Origin of the sequence: Peptoniphilus timonensis JC401 (genome assembly GCF_000312025.1) — a bacterium.
In the GTDB taxonomy this organism is placed as follows: domain Bacteria; phylum Bacillota; class Clostridia; order Tissierellales; family Peptoniphilaceae; genus Peptoniphilus_A; species Peptoniphilus_A timonensis.
This window is the reverse complement of the sequence record NZ_HE978594.1, coordinates 232,065-251,248: the sequence shown is the minus strand read 5'-3', so window position 1 is coordinate 251,248 and position 19,184 is coordinate 232,065. Positions and strand designations below refer to the sequence as shown.

11 protein-coding genes and 1 pseudogene are annotated in these 19,184 nt (G+C 31.0%); all 12 read left to right on the top strand.

The window, feature by feature from the left end:
- Positions 1-3 precede the first annotated feature (3 nt).
- Positions 4-2,583, top strand: a complete 2,580-nt coding sequence (locus HGPT_RS04920) for a C40 family peptidase (RefSeq protein ID WP_019138738.1) — start codon at positions 4-6, stop codon at positions 2,581-2,583.
- Positions 2,584-2,597: 14 nt separating this feature from the next.
- Entirely contained in the window at positions 2,598-2,837 is a 240-nt protein-coding gene (locus HGPT_RS04915; RefSeq protein WP_001080402.1) for a hypothetical protein, read from the top strand.
- Entirely contained in the window at positions 2,824-4,407 is a 1,584-nt protein-coding gene (locus HGPT_RS04910) for a stalk domain-containing protein (RefSeq protein WP_019138737.1), read from the top strand. The genes HGPT_RS04915 and HGPT_RS04910 overlap by 14 nt, the downstream gene beginning before the upstream one ends.
- Positions 4,408-4,421: 14 nt before the next feature.
- A complete protein-coding gene (locus HGPT_RS04905) occupies positions 4,422-5,237 on the top strand; it encodes a CD1107 family mobile element protein (RefSeq protein ID WP_019138736.1) in 816 nt (271 codons plus the stop codon).
- A gap of 114 nt (positions 5,238-5,351) precedes the next feature.
- Entirely contained in the window at positions 5,352-7,073 is a 1,722-nt protein-coding gene (locus HGPT_RS04900; protein ID WP_019138735.1) for a DNA topoisomerase 3, read from the top strand.
- Complete coding sequence (locus HGPT_RS04895) at positions 7,066-8,010, top strand: DNA cytosine methyltransferase (protein ID WP_019138734.1); 945 nt, start codon at positions 7,066-7,068, stop codon at positions 8,008-8,010. Before HGPT_RS04900 ends, HGPT_RS04895 begins: the two co-directional genes overlap by 8 nt.
- A 30-nt stretch (positions 8,011-8,040) precedes the next feature.
- Positions 8,041-8,628, top strand: a complete 588-nt coding sequence (locus HGPT_RS04890) for a G protein-coupled receptor family protein (protein WP_019138733.1) — start codon at positions 8,041-8,043, stop codon at positions 8,626-8,628.
- Positions 8,629-10,310: 1,682 nt separating this feature from the next.
- A pseudogene (locus HGPT_RS04885) lies at positions 10,311-16,316 on the top strand (helicase-related protein); the annotation flags it as partial.
- Positions 16,317-16,359: 43 nt separating this feature from the next.
- Positions 16,360-17,016, top strand: coding sequence for a hypothetical protein (locus HGPT_RS04880; RefSeq protein ID WP_019138731.1), 657 nt, complete (start codon positions 16,360-16,362; stop codon positions 17,014-17,016).
- A gap of 301 nt (positions 17,017-17,317) precedes the next feature.
- On the top strand, positions 17,318-17,566 hold the full coding sequence (locus HGPT_RS09965; RefSeq protein ID WP_019138730.1) for a hypothetical protein: 249 nt from the start codon (positions 17,318-17,320) through the stop codon (positions 17,564-17,566).
- Positions 17,567-17,958: 392 nt separating this feature from the next.
- Positions 17,959-18,291: a hypothetical protein gene (locus HGPT_RS04870; protein ID WP_155799232.1), complete on the top strand. Its 333-nt coding sequence runs from the start codon at positions 17,959-17,961 to the stop codon at positions 18,289-18,291.
- A 297-nt stretch (positions 18,292-18,588) separates the two neighbouring features.
- On the top strand, positions 18,589-19,184 hold a 596-nt coding region (locus HGPT_RS09170; RefSeq protein ID WP_040542571.1), incomplete at its 3' end, for a hypothetical protein.

The following is a 19,184-nucleotide window of genomic DNA, read 5'->3' as shown; positions in this document are numbered from 1 at the left end:
GATATGGATAAAAAACTAAAAAAAGATTTTCAAAAGAAAATTATACGAAATAGGGACGCTCCTGAAAAGAATATTGATAGTAAACTTGTACATTCAGATGATTATACCAATAAGATTATTAAGACTAAGGATAGGTTCGGAGATAAAATTTCAGAAAAAGAATCTAAACTTATCCATGAGAATGTATTAAATAAAGATCAAAAACAAGATAAACTAAAAAATTTTCAGAAGTCTAAAAACAAGGAAAGAATTAGAAAAGAAGTTTTAGATAATAAGAATAAGGCTGAAGAAACAAAACAAGCTAATCTTGAAATAAAGACAGATGAAAGCTTTAAACTTGATGAAGACTTAGATGTAGACTTTAAAAAAGTAAATTTTGATAGTGAAAACAGTAGAGATATTAATTCTAATAAACTAACAACAGATGATATTTCAGCTAACTCTAAGCCATTAAGCAATAAGAAGGCATCAAGTAAAAGACAAGTTCTTAAAAATTATGAGGATAAACTTATTCATAGTAAGGATAAATTCCAAGACAAAATCAACGAGAAAGAGTCTAAGCGAATCCACACAAGTGAAGATAAACCTATTGAAACAAAGAATAGCAAGAGAATATATAGAAAAGATAAGTTTGTTAGAGATGAAGTAAGTAAGAACGAGAGTAATGCTAATATCGATAAAAAGCAAAAGCAGAAACTTTATCAAGGAAAGAAGTTTAAAGATAAGGAAAAAATTTCTAAAGAAATAGATAAAGAAAATAAGCTAAGCGAAGTTGATATAGATAAGACTTTTGATAATTTTGAGCTTAAAGATAATAATCAAGAATTTATAAAAGATGAAAAGGAAACAAGCCTTAAACCTTCAGAACAAAAGAAAGTTAACAAGAAGAAGACTTACTACAAGAGAAAAAATTATGAAAGTGATAAATTTACTCGAAAGAAAATTGATGACTTAAAAAATGAAGCTAAGAAAGTTACACCGAAAGATTCTAAGAAAGCAAAAGATGTTAAAGATTTTATATCAGATAAAAAGATTGGAGAGCTTGAAAAGTCTAAAAGTAAGCTAAAGGATAACATCTTAAAGAATAAAACTAAAGGAGGTCTATCTTCTGGGGTTTTATTATCTGGAGCTAAGTCCTCAGAGTTAGTGAGAGATTATTTAAGTTCAGGATCTGACAATACTGGTGTAGAATCTGGAGAAAAAGTCGCTAATGTAAGCTCTAAACTCCAGCATGGAATAAGGAAGTATAAGTTAGACAAAAAGAAAAAGTCCTTAAAAAAGCTATCTAAACTTGATAAAAAAATAAGAAAGAGAAAAAGCAAGTTGGAGTTTAAAAGTGGCTTGGAAGATTTAAAAAAGTCAGATGCCTATATAAAGAAAAATAGATTTAAGAAGTTTTACCAGAGTAAGCAAATGAAGAGCATGATAGCTAAAAAGCATGAAACAAGACTTGTAGATAGAGTTAAAAAAGCTATTTTAAGTTTAGGTAAGGCTTCTAAAGAGCTAATCGTAAGAAAAAGTAAGATGATTTTATTTCTAGTAATAGGACTAGGTCTTATGCTATCAATCATGATTGGTGGTGGAAGTGTTGGTATGAGTGGACTAAGTAACTCTGTAAACTCAGTAATGACAACAACATACCTATCACAAGATACAGTTCTAAGTGAAGTAAATCAAGAATTTTCATCAATGGAATATGACCTACAAACACAAATCGAAAGTGTAAAAACAAGCCATCCTGGATATGACGAATATATCATAAACAAAGAAGGAGAAATTGGTCATAATACCCATGAACTTTTATCCTATATAACTTCAAGATGTGGAGAAGTAAAATCAGCATCTGAAGTAAAAGGAATTTTAAAAGAACTTTTCGATAAGATGTATAAACTTGATTTTAAGGAAGAAATTGAAATTAGAACAAGAACAGTAGCAAGAACTAGATATGATAGTCGTGGCAATCCTTATACTAGCTATGAAAAAGAAGAGTACGAGTATAAAAAGTTAATTGTAACTTTAAAGAAAAAAGAAATGGATGAAGTTGTTAGGGAAATATTTAAAGATTATCCAGACAATGTAGTTCATTATGAAGCTCTTCTTGAAGCTAAGGGGAATATGGGTGATGTTTTTGGATCAGGTAATGGGGACTTAGGAGAAATAGTAGACAATCCAAACTTTGGAAATCCTGGTCTTGCTTTTGATTCAGCTACTGCCAAAGCCTTATTTAATGAAGCAGAAAAACATATAGGTAAAAGATATGTGTTTGGAGCAAGTGGACCATCTAACTTTGACTGTTCAGGTTTTGTATGTTGGTCATTTACAAAGTCTGGTGTAAAGAGAATGCCAAGAACAACTGCATGGAGAATATACAAAGACTATTGTAATCCAGTAAGTCCAAGTGAAGCTCAACCTGGAGATATTATATTTTTCCACTCAACATATAACAGTGGAACACCAATATCTCACGTAGGAATATACGCAGGTAACGGAATGATGATTCACGCAGGAGATCCAATTCAATACACATCAATAAATTCAAAATATTGGAAATCACACTTTTATGGTTTTGGAAGACCAAGATAGAAGGGAGATATTATGTGAATAGAAAACTTATAAGTATTAGAAACAAAAAGAAAAAAATAGAAGAGAAATTGAAAGATTTAAATGCAAAATACAAGGAAATTTGCGATGAAGAAATACAAGTTGAAAATGAAGAAATAATTGTAACTCTTAGGAGGAACAATATTAGCTTGGAAGAATTAATGGAGAAAATCAATGATAGAAAAAGAGAAGAAAAATTAAAAGAAAAGGAGAACATTCATAATGAAGAAATTTAATACGAACAGACTAAGAGCCTTTTTTATGGCTCTTTTATTAGTTTTAACATCAACCTCAACTACTAATGTACTAGCTAAAGCTGATGATACAGATGGTAGTAAAAAAGTTATAGAAAGTTCAATAAGTAAAATTAGTGATTTAGAAAATCAGATCAAAGACTTAAATGATAAGAAACAAGAAGACCAATCAAAGATAGATGAATTAAAGGAAAAGCTAGAATCTTGCAAAGATAATGGAGAGAACTTAAAACAAGAAAAATCTAAGTTAGAAGAAGAAATTAGAGATAAAGATAATAAGATTGCTCAATTGAATAAAGAAATTGAGGATCTTAAAAACTCCAATAATGATGAACTAATAGCAGAAATTACTCAGCTTAAAGATGAATTAAAAAGATTACAAGATGAAAATGCAAAATTAAAAGAAGATTATTCATCTACAAATTGGGAGTTAGAAGCTGAGAAAGAAAAGACCGACAAAAACGAAAATAAAATCAAAGAAATGCAAGAAAAGCTCGAGTCTTTAGAAGAGGAACTTGCAAAGAAGACTAAAGAAATTGAGGATAAAGATAATAAAATTAAGGACTTAGAAAAAGCTCTTGATGAAAAAGATAATAAGATAAAAGAATTAGAGAATAAAAAGAAAGAAACAGAAAAGACTAAGTCAGAATGCTTTAAGAAAATTGAAGAGCTTCAAAAGGCTATTGATAGCTTAAAAGAATCTTCTGAAAATACGAAAAAAGAATTAGAAGAGAAGATTAAAGGGTTAGAAGAAAAACAAAAAGCTTCTGAAGAAGAAATTAAAAAGCTAAAAGAAGAATTAGATAAGAGAATTGAAGAAGCAAAGAAGTTAATCGAGGAAGCAAATAAAAAAGCTAAAGAAGAACTTGAAAAGCAGGCTAAAGATGAAAAAGAAAAAAATATAAACCAAGACTTCTCTAAGAAATTAGATGAACTTCTAAAACTCCAAAAAGAAAACAAAGAGAATAAAGAAGATAATAAATCTCAAGATAAGAAGTGGGACGAACTTTTAAAAGCTGATGATAAGAACATCCTAAATCAATTTGATCTTAACAAGATGAAAAAGCAAGAGGAACAACAAGACAAAAAGCAAGTTAAAGATGAAAAAGAATTTGCAGTTTTCCAAGTAGACAAAAACTTTTATAACATTATCAACAAAGATGGTAAGACAACAGTCTATATGGATGTAAAAACTTATGTAGACCAAGGAAGAACTATGATTCCAGTAAGATATATTGCTTATACTCTAGGTTTTAATGTTGAATATGACAACTCTACTCGTGAAGCTATTTTCTCAAATAAAGAGAATAATATCTTAGCTAAAAAGACATTAAGACTAAATATTGATACTGGTGTTATGAAAGATTCAGATGGAAAAGTCTACAATTCAGATGTTAAGCCAGTGATTATAAATGGAAGAATTCATGCTTCAATTTCAAATATTGCTAAAGCTTTTGGAGCAAGTCATGGAGATATTAAAGATGGTAAAAACCAAACAATAGAATGGGACAATGCTAGAAAAGCAGTCTATGTATTTAAAAATGTAAAATAAGAAAGGATAGAAAAATGGATAAGAGCATTAAACGAGGAGTAGCCATAGCGTTACTCCTTTTTACATTTACAGTACCAGCAACTACATTTGCGATGACAAATGAAGGACAAATAGAAAGTCAAAACGAATCAATCTATGAACCACAAAAAGAAGAATTTGAAAAAATGTTGAAAGATGATGTTTTTAAACCATCAAAAGAAGAGATTCCTTACCAAGATGTTCCAAGAATACCAGGAAATACAAGTGAAGCAAATAAGCCTTCAACTAATCCTCCTAAGAAAACACCACTTGTAAAAGGTGGTAATACAAAGGCAGTAAATAATCTTGCGACTGGGGAAAATAAGGCAAGAGGTTCAGTAATTGAAAATGTAGATAGTAATGGAAAAGATATTACACCAAGTGGAGATACAGAAAAAGATAAAGAAAATCCAGTAGATGTAAGACAATTTTTAACATTTCAAACTAAAAGTGGAAAAACTATGCACCTAATAGTGGATCACTCATCAAATCAAGACAATGTAAGGTTATTGACAGAAGTAGGGGAGCAAGACCTACTTAATATGATTGAATCAGAAGATAAAAATACTATAAAGGTTGAAGAACCTAAGAAAGAAGAAGTGAAAAAAGAAGAGCCTACGGTTGTTCCAGTAAAAGAAGAAAAGAAAAGTGGAATAGGTTCATTTCTAATTGTTGCACTTGTAATTGGAGGAGTTGTAGGAGCAGGATATTATTTTAAGGTAGTCAAAGCAAAAGAAGATAAAATGTTGGAAGACTTTGAAGAAGATGATGAGGATTATATTATTGAGTCAGAAGATGAATCTGACAATTAAGAAACTCACGAAGAATCTTTAGATGAAGACGATGAAGATGAACTATTATAATAATTTTTAAAAGCTTGAGCGAGAGAGAAATCTTTCGCTCTTTTTTTATTTATGGAGGTATTAATGAAGTTAGTAATAGCAGAAAAGCCAAGTGTAGCAGTTACAATTGCAAAAGTAATTGGAGCAAGAACAAGAAAAAACGGATATTATGAGGGAGATGGATACATTGTTTCTTGGTGTGTAGGTCATTTAATTCAAATGGCAAGTCCAGATAATATAGACGAAAAATGGAGAAAATGGACAATAGAAAATCTTCCTATAATTCCAGAAGAATATATTTATGAAGTATCTAAAAGCACTAAGAAACAATATGGAGTTTTAAAGAAACTTTTAAACGATAAGAACATCGACACAGTTATAAATGCTTGTGATGCTGGAAGAGAGGGAGAACTTATTTTTAGGCTTGTATATAATCAAGCTAAATGTAAGAAGAAGATTCAAAGACTTTGGATATCTTCAATGGAAAACAAAGCTATTGAAGATGGATTTAGAAATCTTAAAGATGGAGAAAACTTTGAAGACTTATATAGATCTGCAAGTGCAAGAGCTACCTCTGATTGGTTAGTTGGAATGAATTTAAGCAGGCTTTATTCTTGCATTTACAAAGAAACATATTCAGTTGGTAGAGTACAAACACCAACCCTATATTTAATAGCTAAAAGGGATAGTGAAATAAACCTATTTAAGAAGCAAAAATATTATACAGTTGACCTATCTTATGAAGGATTGAAACTTGTATCAGATAGGATTGATAAAATTGAAATTGCAGAACAACTATTAAATCTACTAGAAGATGAAATAGTTATTACAGAGGTAGAAGATAAAGAAATAAGCACAAAACCAGATAAGCCTTATGATCTCACTACCTTACAAAGAGAAGCAAATAAATATTTTGGATATTCAGCAAATGACACCTTAAATCTTGCACAAGGTTTGTATGAAAAAAAGCTAATCACATATCCAAGAACAGATAGCAGGTATTTAACTGATGATATGGTTAATACTATAAAAGAATTATTAGAAGGACTTGAAGAAGATTTTAAAATCAATGAATCAAACTTTAAGTCTATTTTTAATTCATCTAAAGTTACAGACCACTATGCGATTATTCCTACTATATCAGGTGCTAGAAAAGGCAAAGATTTATCTGATAAAGAAAGCAAAATCTATAATCTAATTAAGAATAAATTACTTGCTTCATGTTCTAATAACGTAAAGGAATCTAGTAGAAAGATCAGATATGAATATGATAAATTTAACTTTAATGCAAGTGGTAAGACTGTAATCGATGAGGGTTATACCAAGTATCTAAAGACTCATGGAAAGGAAAGACAAGAAAATGAATTACCAGATATAAAGACTGGAGATAAAATTAAGCTTATTTCCAAAAATATATCGGAGAAATTTACAAAAGCCCCAAGTCATTATAATGAAGATACACTTTTAAAGGCTATGGAGAATGCAGGAGTAGAGTCTTTGGATAAAGACATAGAAGTAGAAAGAAAAGGCTTAGGAACACCAGCTACAAGAGCAGGAATTATCGAAAATCTTATCCACAAGGATCTCATAAGAAGAGATAAGAAAAATTTGCTTGTAACAGAAAAAGGCAATAGGCTTGTATCGATTGTAGAGGATAAGTTTAAGTCGGCAGAAACAACATCTGAATGGGAAATGAAACTTGCAAAGATTAGCTCTGGCGAAGTAGATAAAGAAGACTTTTTAAGAGAAATAGAAGATAGTATAAGGGAGCTTGTAGATAGGTACAAGAATAATCTAAATGAATAAGGTAAAAATATTAGAGCTTTTCGGTGGCATAGGTGCTATTAGAAAGGCTTTTATTAATTTAAAGATACCTTATGAAGTAGTTGATTATGTAGAAATAGATAAGGCTTGTGTTAAATCATACAACGCACTTTATGGAGAAGATTATAAAGCAAAATCAGTAGTAGGATATAAAGCTCCTGATGAGAAGATAGATTTAGTTATGCATGGAAGTCCATGCCAAGACTTTTCAAGAATTGGAAAAAAGCAGGGAGGAGTAAAAAACTCAGGAACTAGGTCAAGCTTACTATTTGAAACAATTAGAATAATTAAAGAAATGAAAGAAAAACCTAAATGGATAATTTGGGAGAATGTAAAGGGAGTCCTTGATAGAAATATGAGGGACTCCTTTTTTATTTATCTAAAAGAGCTAGAAAACCTTGGATATGAAAGCAAATATGAAATCTTAAATGCAATGGACTTTGGGATACCTCAAAAAAGGGAGAGAATATTTGTTGTTTCATGTCTTGGAGCGAATAACTTTTCTTTTGAAAAATTGGAGAGGAAAGAAACAAGACCACTAAGTGAATTTTTAGAAAAGGATGTAAATGAACTTTATACCATGAATCAACCTTATATGCTGAAATTTTTAAAAAAAGGCATAGATAACAGTTTTAGAGGGCGACTCAAAGTGATTAAAGATTTTTCTTATACTATTTCTACAAAACAGATGAGAGTTCCTAATTCTGGAATAATAGATATTGGAAATGGTCAGTATAGGTATTTAACAGAAAGAGAATGTTTAAGACTCATGAGTTTTGATGATAGTGATATAGATAAACTAGAAGGAGTACATCCAAGAAGAAAAAATTGCACTTCAAGCAAACTATATAAGCAGGCCGGTAATTCTATTGTGGTTGATGTTTTAATGGCTATTATTAGAGAGATATATTATATTTAAATGGGTATAAAAATAGCTGAGGTGAAATAATTGGATAAAACAAATTTAGTTCCTGAAAAACTAAAAAAATTATTTGGAAGCGAGTATAATCAACCAACGCAATTAGGAAAAGAAATAAGCAATACAAATTTTGTCCAAAGGTATGATCATTTATGCTTAAGAAAAGAAAGAAGTTTAATGCATCAAGAAGATTCATTGGAGAAGCTTATTAATGACATAGATAAGGAAATAATGAAAACAAAACTTAGCGTTAAACAGGTTTATTTAGAATTACAAAAATACAGGCATATAATAGCAAAAGAAAAAAATAATGGAGGATTTGTTGGAACTAATTTTCCATCAATTATCAAAACAATAGGAGCAATTATGATATTTATTTTCTCTATAACAGATTTGAATATAGTAGATGCTCTAAAGTATAGTTATTATAAAATAGGACTAATTTGGACGTTTCTATTATGTATAACTATTTTGGGGATAGGTGGCTTTTTATATAAAGCATTTACATCAACAATATATGAAGATAAAACAAGTAAATATCATGACTTTTTAACTAGTTATTTAATAATTAATAATTCGGATATTATAGGTCAAAGTTTTATAGACGATGGAAAATGACATTCTATCGTCTTTTTTATTGTTAAAAAGAGAAGGAGGAATAAATGCAAGTAAATGATTTTAAGAATATACAAGAAGCAATAAAGTATGAAGTTTTGCAAGATGAAAAAGAATATTTAAAACTCTTAAAAGTTATAGGCAATAATCAGAAATATGATTTTTCTAGCCAACTAAGTATATACAACAAAGAACCTGAAGCTAGAGCATGTGCGACTTTTGATATGTGGAAGAAATATTTTGGTCGAGTTGTTATGAGAGGTCAAAAAGGTATTCCAATTTTGGTTGGAAGCGATGTAAACAAAAAAGTTTCATACATTTTTGATATTAGTCAGACCACCTCAATGGATAGGAATATCAATGAGGTTAGCTTATGGCAGTTTGATCACGAAAACCATAATGAGGCTTTAAAAGAAATAATAAGAGATTTTTCATTTGAAGCTAGTGATTTACTTAATGAAAATATATTTTCTTTAAGTCGAATTTATGGAGATGAATATATTAATTTGGCTCTAGCTGATTTGAGGATAGATATAGAGGATAGATTAAGTTTTGAAAAGTTTATGAGAGACTCAATATCCTATGCAGTAGCTAATAGGTTTAATACAGTCTACCCTATGGATATGGAAAATTTAAAAAATAATTTTTCTAGGATAAATACAATTTCTTTAGAGCAGATAGGTCTTGTAATATCAAGGGTTAGTGAAGATATTATAGATAGCACAATAGAAAAATCTAAGGAAATGGATCGTGCTAGGCTGCTGACAGAAAGGGCTACTGCCGACTATAATAGAGATATAGAAAATATAAATGAAGATAGAGGAGGTCAAAATGATTTATATAGACGAGATGATAGGTCAAGAAGTAGAGATGGACGAGTTTTCACAGATGGAAGCGACAGAAGAAATAGCGATGAAGATCGAAGAGAAAACCTTGGACATGATGGAGAAGGATCTGGAATTTATGGAGAGATATCCGAATCCGACATACGCAGTTCTAAGACTGTCTTACCTGGTAGGGAGCGAGGACATGGAGAACTGGAAGAAACTTCAGGAAATGTACGAAGAGAAAACACTTTTGAACCATCTGAAGGAAATCCAGAATCAAGCAGTGGACTTCATCAAGAGAGAGAAAGTCAAGATGATGAAAGCACAAGGATTGACAGAGAAGATGATGAAAGAGAATCCAGAGGAATACCAAGGACAGATGAACAACTTGATGGCAACAGTGAAGAGAATGGCAATCAAGGAATACGTGGAAGCTTAGAAAATGAAATAAGTCAAGAAAAGGAAGCTGATGAAGCTTCTTTTTTTGATGGCAAAAACATTGAAAATAGAAAAGATTACTGGATTGTAGAATTTAATGAAAACCACGAATTAGTTCCCGATTATAGTGGGCAGATAGTAACCAAAGAATTAATAAATGTCCTAAGACAAAAGGATATTGATGTTAAAGACCATAATCAAACTCTTGGAGAAAATGAATTTGGGGAAATGACTGATGATTATATCGGATATTTCAAATTCTATTTTGACCACTATGTAGATGGCGAAGTTGTCGAGCATTATAGGATTGACCTTGGTGATGGTGAAGAAGTAAATGAGCGTGAATTTTCATATTTAGAAGAGCAAGTTGAATTAAGTGAGGAAAAATCATTTCAAGAAGAAGCTAAGGAAAAGATAGAACCTAAATTTAAGATAGGTGATCAGGTTAGATATAAAGATAAGGACTTTACCATTACAGATTTTGATGAATTAAGTGGAGGACTTAAAACTGTAACCATTAGAGATAATACGGAATATCTGGGAGGTATGATTAGGGGGTCGGAAGTAATTCCATATAGAAACGATTCATACCTTGAAGAAATCTTTGAAAATCTAAGTCAAACATCAGAAAAACTAGCAGTAAAAGTTGGTAAGGAATTTATTTTAGAAGATGAGAATATCTTTGATGGAATTAACTTAATTGAAACAGGAACTAAAGTAGAAGTTAATGGAGAACAATATCCTTTATATAAGGGTGAAACATTTGAAGAAAGTAGAAAGATTGATGACCTTTTAGATAGTGGAAATTATGAGATATACAAACTATCTGACCATGAAAAACAAATTGAAAGCCAAGTAGAGCAAGAAAGCTTTATTGATAACCACAATCCTGAAATTGACCAAATGATGGATAGGTATAATGTCCCAAGACAAGCAGCCGAAAACTTATTGAGGGGAAAAGAAGATTTAAAGAATCTAGGCTATGAACCTAATAAGGAAAGGCTAAGTTTTGCTAGAAATTATGACTTGAAAAATCATATCTACTCGGAATACCTAACACCATCAGAAAAGTTAGATAAAAATATCAAAGCTATTAAAATGCTCAAAAGACTTGAAAATGAAAATAGGAGTCCAAGAGAGTATGAACAAGCCTATCTTGCTGACTATTTAGGTTGGGGAGGTCTTGCTGATGTCTTTGATGAAGAAAAGGGAGGTCAATGGCTTGAAGCAAGGAATATTTTAAAGGAAAATCTAACAAATGAAGAGTATTTGAATGCTAAAGAGTCTACTTTAACATCGTTTTATACACCTAGAGAGGTAATGGATGGAATATATAAGACCATAACAGATATGGGATTTAAGACTGGAAATATCCTTGAACCGTCTGCAGGGGTCGGTAATTTTATTGGTAATATGCCAAGTGAAATGCAAAGCTCTAAAGTCTATGGAGTAGAAAAAGATAGTCTAAGCGGAAGAATAGCAAGAGAACTTTATCCTGAAGCTAATATTCAAATTAAAGGATTTGAAGAAACAAACTTCTCAAATAACTTTTTCGATTTAGTTATAGGAAATGTTCCCTTTGGAGATTTTAAAGTAAACGATCGTGAATATAACAGAAATAACTTTCTGATTCACGATTATTTTTTTGCAAAGTCAATAGATAAGGTTAGGAATGGAGGAATTATTGCCTTCATAACATCATCTGGAACTATGGATAAAAAAGATGAATCTGTTAGAAAATATATTAATGCAAGATGTGAGTTTTTAGGAGCTATGAGGCTTCCTAATACAACATTTAAAGGACTTGCTGGTACAGAGGTTACTTCAGATATTATTTTCTTGAAAAAGAGGGATTCAGTTATAGAAAGAGATGATGATTGGATTCATTTAGCAACTGATAAAAAGGGTTTGACCTATAATAAATACTTTGTAGATAATCCTCAGATGGTATTAGGGGATATGAAAGAAGTATCTGGAAGATTTGGAAATACTATTACTTGTGATGAAAAAGAAAATGAAAAGTTAAAAGATTTAATGGATCTTGCAAGTAAGGAAATATCTTCAAGTTCAAAATATGAAGAGGTCGAGCTATTGGAAGATGAAGAATTAAGTCTTCCAGCAACAGACGATGTTAAGAATTTTTCTTATACCATTATTGACGAAGATGTCTATCTAAGAGAAAACTCAGTCTTAATCAAGCAGAATATATCAGATAAAAACAAAGAAAAGATAAAAGATTATCTTGATGTAATGAATGCTTTAAAAGATGTAATAGAAAAGCAAAAGGACGATTTTTCTGATGAAGAAATAAAAGAGTCACAAGCAAAGTTAAATGAAGTCTATGATAACTTTTCAAAGAAACATGGCTTTATTAATTCCTTATCAAATACTAGAGCCTTAAAGGAAGATTCAAACTTTCCTTTGGTTTCCTCAATAGAAATACTTGATGATGAGGATAATTTCAAAGCTAAGAGTGATATATTCTCAAAAAGAACAATCACAAAGGCAAAGGTAGTAGACCATGTAGATACTTCCCTTGAAGCCTTAGTTTTATCAGTTTCACAAAAGGGATATGTAGATTTTGAATATATGGAATCTATAACAAGTAAAGATAGGGACACCTTAATTGGTGAGCTTGAGGGCGAGATATTTTTAGATATTAAGGATACAGACCTAATAAATAACAGAATGCCCTTTGAGAACTTTGACAATGACGATCCATTTCATTTTTCATATGTATCGGCTGACGAGTATTTAAGTGGAAATATTAGAGAAAAGATTGGCTACTTAAATTCATATATCGGAGAAATTGAAAATGTAATAGATTTAGCACCTTCTGAAAAGAAAGACACATTATTAAACGAGTTAGGCAAACTCAAATACCAAAGAGAGAAATTACAAGAAGTTATGCCTGAAGAACTCACTGCTTCTGATATAAATGTAAGGTTAGGAGCAACTTGGATACCTCAAAAAGATATAGAAGACTTTACTTTTAATCTTTTAAAAACACCAGGTTATGATAGGTGGAATATAAATGTTAGATTCTCACCACATACAAGTGAATGGAATATTGAAGGTAAAAGTGTTGACTCGACTAATGACCTTGCTAATATGACTTATGGTACAAGTAGAGTAAACGCCTATAAGCTAATTGAAAATGCTCTTAATCTAAAAGATACAAAGGTATTTGACCAAGTAATAAATGATGATGGTTCTAAGACTTCTGTATTAAACAAAAAAGAAACTATGCTTGCAAGTCAAAAGCAAGAACTGATTAAAGAAGAATTTAAGAATTGGATATTTGAAGATCCTGATAGAAGATATAGGTTAGAAAAGATTTATAATGAAAAGTTTAACTCAATTAGGAATAGAGAATTTGATGGCTCTAACTTAACTTTTGATGGAATGAATACTGAAATCAGACTTCGAGAACATCAGAAAAACGCCATAGCAAGGACTCTTTATGGTGGAAATACACTACTTGCCCATGTAGTAGGAGCAGGAAAAACTTTTGAAATGGTAGCTTCTGCTATGGAATCTAAAAAGTTAGGACTTGCAAGTAAATCATTATTTGTAGTTCCTAATCATCTAACCACTCAAATTGGTAGAGAGTTTATGCAATTATATCCGTCAGCAAATATTATGGTGGCCGATAAAAAAGACTTTCAACCTAAAAATAGAAAAAGATTTATTGGTAGGATTGCAACTGGAGAATATGACGCAGTCATTATAGGACACTCTCAATTTGAAAAAATACCAATGTCTAAGGAATACCAGGTAAGACATATACAAGACCAAATAGATGATATAGTTTCCTTTATTGATGAGAACAAAAGAAATAGAGGAGAAAATTTCACAGTTAAACAACTAGAAAAGACAAAGAAGAAACTCTTGGTAAGACTGGAAAAGCTAAACGATGACTTTAAAAAAGATGATGTAATAACCTTTGAAGAACTAGGAGTAGATAAGTTATTTATAGACGAAGCTCATAATTACAAAAACTTATTCTTGCATACCAAAATGAGAAATGTTGCTGGTATTGGTCAAAGTGAAGCCTTTAAGTCTTCAGATATGTATATGAAATGTAGGTATATGGATGAAATGACAGATGGAAAGGGAGTTGTATTTGCTACTGGTACACCGATATCAAATTCAATGACAGAGCTTTATACCATGCAAAGATACCTTCAATATGACGATTTAAAGGCAAGAGGATTAGAACATTTTGATGCCTGGGCTTCTACTTTTGGAGAAACAGAAAACACCTTTGAATTATCTCCAGAAGGCACAGGATATAGGCAAAAGACAAGATTTTCAAAGTTCTATAACTTGCCAGAATTGATGTCTATGTTTAAAGAAGTAGCAGATATAAAGACCTCAGATATGTTAAATTTGCCAGTACCAGAAGCAAATTTTGAAGTTATTAAAACAAAACCTACTGAGGAACAAAAAGAAATATTAGAAGCTATTTCAGAAAGAGCAGACGCAGTTAGAAATAACCAAGTAGAGCCAACAGAAGATAACATGCTAAAGATTACAAATGATGGTAAAAGACTTGCCCTTGATCAAAGATTAATAAATCCACTACTTCCAGATGATCCTAATTCAAAGGTAAATGTATGTGTAAAAAATATCTTTTCGATCTGGGATAAGACAAAAGAAAATTCATCGACCCAATTAGTATTTTCAGATATGTCCACACCAAAAGGAGATGGAGAATTTAATATCTATGATGATATTAGAAATAAGCTAGTGAATATGGGAATACCAAAAGAAGAAATAGCCTTTATCCACGAAGCAGATACAGATAAACAAAAAGATGAATTGTTCTCTAAGGTAAGAAGAGGAGAAGTAAGAGTATTATTAGGTTCTACTCAAAAAATGGGTGCAGGTACAAATGTACAGAACAAATTAATAGCCTTACACGATTTAGACGTCCCTTGGAGACCGTCTGACCTAGAGCAAAGAAGTGGTAGAATTGTTCGTCAAGGTAATGAAAATGATAAGGTAAATATCTTTAGGTATGTAACTGAGAATACCTTTGATGCTTATTTATGGCAGACAATAGAGAATAAGCAGAAATTCATATCCCAAATAATGACAAGTAAGACACCTGTGCGTGTTGCTGAAGATGTTGATGAAGCAAGTCTATCTTATTCAGAAATTAAGGCTTTAGCTACTGGCAATCCTCTGATTAAAGAAAAAATGGATTTAGATAACGAAGTTACAAAACTAAAAATGCTGGAAGCAAACTACAAGTCTAATAAATATAAGCTTGAAGATAAGGTAAATAAAATTTATCCTCAAAGTATTTTAAAAACTGAAATGGAAATACAAGCAGTTAAAGAAGATATTGCAAGTGTTGAGAAATTAGGAGAAGGAGATAACAAATTCACTTCAATCAGTCTTGGGACAAATAAAATTTTAGATAAAAAAGAAGCTGGAGAGAAGCTATTAGAAGAAATAAAAAAGGTAAAGATAAATGATAGCAAGGTCATTGGCAAATATAGGAATTTAGACTTACAAGTTTCATATAACTTTATGACAAATACTCACACCTTTAAACTTTTAGGAAAAGCAGAATACTTTGGAGAGTTTTCAAACTCTACTGATGGTAATATAACAAGGCTTGATAATGCCATTGAAAAAATGCCTTCAAGAATTGAGAGGTTAAATCAAAACCTTGAAAACTATAAAGAATCTTTAGAAAATGCAAAAGTAGAATTGACAAAACCATTTGAAAAAGCAGATGAGTTAAGGGATAAGACACTAAGATTAGCTGAGATTAATAAACTTTTAGATATGGGAGAAGTAGAAGAATTAGAAAACCAATCACCACTATTAGAAGATTTAAAGAGGGCGATAGTTGATTATTCTAACTATGAGTTTTCAGAATCCAATAGCTATGAAGACTTTGACAAACTATACCCCGATTTAAGCCATATAGGACTTGCCTATACAGAAACACCTGATGGTAAGCACTCGATTCAATATGAGGTAAATTTGGAAGAAAAAACATGGACTCAGTATGTAGATAATGTTGCTATTAGAACAGAATCTTTTGTAGAGGAAGATATATCTAACTCACAAGCTATTAAAGATATGACCGAAGCCATAAAGATGTCAAGTTTTGATGATCTGGTATCAGTAGATGAAGAAAATTTAAAACAAGCTCTAGGACTAGAGATAGATGATGATGGAAACTTCTATGATCCACTAGCAAAAGATCTTGACAATGATGGAATACCAGATAGGTATGACAATGATTTTAAAGATAGTGATTACTTTGAATCAACTTATGATGTAGAGGATAATCTTCACGCAAGGGAAGAGAAACCATCAATATTAGGACAAATATCCAAATTCAAATCAGAAGAGGAAAAAGATAAAAATAAAGAAAAAAGTGAAAAAGGACAAGAACGATAGAGGAGGGCGAAAGGCTCTCCTTATTTAGTACAAGGAGGAAATTATGGAATACAAAGATATTAGAGAAAATTTAGAAGAAATGATGAATGATAATTACAAGGACTTTATAAAAGCACTTGTGAGTATAGAAAAAGGTGTTAATGATGAAAAGGCACTTGAAGAAGTCTATGTTTTATATATGAACAATGACATAACAGGTCTACTAAGTGATGATTTTGACTATATGATTGATGATATGAAAGAACAAGGTAAGATTGTTGAAAATGTCAGTGATATTGAAGAAAAAGATGATCTTATAAATCTTGTTGGTAATATAGCTGGCAAAGTAGAAAATCTTGAAAGAGAAAATTCACATGGAGAAAAATTTAAAGTAAGTAATTTTTCAATTGTTTCAAAAGATGACGATGGAAACAAAATTTATACCAATTGTTCAGCCTATGGAGATAAGACAAAAGATTTAGAGAACTTAAAGCAAGGAGATTTTGTTAAAATATTTGGACAAGTAAAAACAAGCATTGACAACAACGGAAAGGAACATAAGAATGTTCGTATTTTGTCTTCTAAGCTCTTAAAAGCAAAAGAACAAGTAAAGAGTCAAGACAAGGATAAAAAGTCAATATTAGGGCAAATAAAAAGCTTTAAGACAGACGATAAAACTAAATCAAACAAGAAAGACCATAGCAAAGGTGCAGAGAGGTAAATACCGGCAGTCTTCGGACTGCCTTTATTTTTTTGTAAATTTGCAGTATTTACTCATGTAAATAAGTTCTAAATGCTTTAAGATAAATACATAAGAAAATAAGTCTTATTGACAGGAGGTTTATAAAGGTGAAATAGTCACTAATATTAACTCGGAATTTGGAGATAGGGTTCAAATAATAAGTGACGAAGAGTATCAAAAGTTAGAGTTAGGAGAAGTATCAAGTATAGGACTTAGATCAGCAAATATAGACGAGGAGATAAGCCTCGGTAGATTCGATAATACTAGTTATAAATTCAACATGGACACTTGGTTTGGTCCGGTTCATGATGGTTTTACAGTTAGATTAAAAGATATGTCATGCTCAGGAGGAATTAGCTATTCGGTAATTATTGAAGAAGATGGAAAAATCATCTATGATGAAAGATTTGCTTCAGACTCAACATTAAAAGTAAAAGCCTATAGAGGTAGTAAATATATAGTTACAATTATTAATCAAACAAATACAACATTATCAGGAAAGATAAAGATAAACTCATATGTAAGATAGATAGGAGGTGAAATAATGGACTTAAATCCTATGAGATATAGTAATGGCGATTAGTTTAGATGCTATATTATATAATATAGCTAGAAACAACAGTTGGAAAATAGATAATATTTGATTTTAATGTCAAATATATTGAGGTTAAGCAAAATTATAAGAGGGAGGTAATTATCGTGATTTATACGAATCCTCAAAGGTATAAGAACGGAGATTGACCAATCTTTATTCATAAACTTGATAAATAAAAAAACTAGAATTAATAAGATAACTGAGTATTGCCCTATAGGATTTAGAGGCAATAGAAGTTATGATGGATTTGATTAATTATGTTTTGGATGTCAAATACCTTTCTAACTGATTATAATAAGTCTATTGTAAAAAGAACAGCAGGGTTATTGTTAATAATAATTCTTATGGTTAATTTAAGCTCATGTTCTAGTTCAAATGATATAATTATTGATAAAGAAAATAATGGAGAGTCTGTGAAAGTATATATTTATGATGAGAAACAAGAGGGTTTTAAAGAACTAGATATATCTTCAGATCAACAAAGGAAAGTTTTAGAAGAATTGAATAAACTAAATAAGGATTGTAATTTATATGATTCAAATAATCAATATTTAGGGTTGGATATCGCTTATTCTGATGGAGCATATCTAATTAAAATAAAGAATGATGAAGAATATGAGATTGAGATAGTAGAAGATAATCCAATTAGTGCAGAATAGATACTGGTACAATGTAAAATCAAAAAATAAAGATATAGAGGGGATATATAAAACCTCTTATAATTTGAAAGAAAAAATAAATAGGATTGTATTAGAACAATGATTTACTTTGGATTGTCGCACTTTGATTTTAATTTGAGTCTCATATTCTACTAATTTATAAAGCATCTGGAAGATTTCAAGTGCTCTTTAGTACCATAAATAGTGTAAGAAAGGAAGTAATTCCTGATTCCAATGGGTATCAAAAGCGTGGAAATTGTTGTTGCAGTATTGTATGTCAAAAAGGAGTGAGTATTTATGACGAAATGTTTTAAGAAATGTTTATCTTTATTGTTGGCGATTGTTTTGTGTATGGGAACTACAATCACAGCCTTTGCTGCTGAGGAACGTGACCCCTATACTATTGAGGGACATTATGTCGAAGAACTTGTTCAGCTTAATGAGGAAGAATTAGCTAATCTTCCTTTAGAGCAAGCGGAAACACTTTTTGAAGAAGCGTTTGCCGTTCCTGCTGATAATTACACAGAAGATGAAATTCGTTTAGGATTAGACGGATTATCTTTTGGATTGAAATTTCAGCTTATCATGGACGAAATTAAGAAAACAGCAGACACTGAACCTTCATATCCTGTGAAAACACGTTCAACCACTGGTAGCGTAAGTTATTCTGGCGACATAGGTGTTGCGTGGGTGCGTGATACTACTAGCGGACATTCTCCATTAACTTTAGGAGAAATTCTTTCAGGAACGTATACACTAGAAGTCGATTTTATAACATGGGATACCGCAGCGGCTATTTTGGCTTCTAGCGCAAGTTATGATGCGTTTAAAGATTTAGTGGAACTTGTTGGTACTGGAGCTGCTGGTTCTGCTTTAGGTGCTTATATTTGTTC

Bases quoted from the DNA above. Each gene is read 5' to 3' on its own strand.
- HGPT_RS04920 (WP_019138738.1), top strand. From the start codon at position 4: ATGGATAAAAAACTAAAAAAAGATTTTCAAAAGAAAATTATACGAAAT.
- HGPT_RS04910 (WP_019138737.1), top strand. From the start codon at position 2,824: ATGAAGAAATTTAATACGAACAGACTAAGAGCCTTTTTTATGGCTCTT.
- HGPT_RS04905 (WP_019138736.1), top strand. From the start codon at position 4,422: ATGGATAAGAGCATTAAACGAGGAGTAGCCATAGCGTTACTCCTTTTT.
- HGPT_RS04900 (WP_019138735.1), top strand. From the start codon at position 5,352: ATGAAGTTAGTAATAGCAGAAAAGCCAAGTGTAGCAGTTACAATTGCA.
- HGPT_RS04895 (WP_019138734.1), top strand. From the start codon at position 7,066: ATGAATAAGGTAAAAATATTAGAGCTTTTCGGTGGCATAGGTGCTATT.
- HGPT_RS04880 (WP_019138731.1), top strand. From the start codon at position 16,360: ATGGAATACAAAGATATTAGAGAAAATTTAGAAGAAATGATGAATGAT.
- HGPT_RS09965 (WP_019138730.1), top strand. From the start codon at position 17,318: ATGGACACTTGGTTTGGTCCGGTTCATGATGGTTTTACAGTTAGATTA.